At 62.1% G+C, this 309-nt stretch carries 1 pseudogene; it reads left to right on the top strand.

Annotation, left to right across the window (positions count from 1 at the left end):
* Positions 1 to 113: 113 nt before the first annotated feature.
* Positions 114 to 309, top strand: a pseudogene (locus tag P0G09_RS17810) (inorganic diphosphatase); the annotation flags it as partial.

Below are 309 nucleotides of genomic sequence, written 5' to 3'. Positions count from 1 at the left end.
GGCTGGTGGAGCCCGGGATGCCCGGCATCTCGCGGTAATCCACGTCCCGGATCTTGGGGTTCACGTCGGTGCACATCCGGGGCTCCACCAGCCTGCGCCGCGCATGGAAGATCATGCGCGACCAGCAGATCGACACCCTGTCCATTACCAGCGCGGACAACGAGCTGGAGGGCATCATCACGGTGAAGGATCTTGCCACCGCCAACCTGGACGTGTTCGATACCGCGGTGCTGGCCAAGAGCCGTACCTCTTATAAGAACATCCTTGAAACGCTGAACGGCACAATGGTGGTGGGCAATGCCGACGCGG

The sequence above is a fragment of the Faecalibacterium sp. DFI.5.82 genome (assembly GCF_029076575.1).
In the GTDB taxonomy this organism is placed as follows: domain Bacteria; phylum Bacillota; class Clostridia; order Oscillospirales; family Ruminococcaceae; genus Faecalibacterium; species Faecalibacterium duncaniae.
Note: the sequence above shows the minus strand (reverse complement) of the source record. Positions and strands in the feature narration are given on the sequence as shown.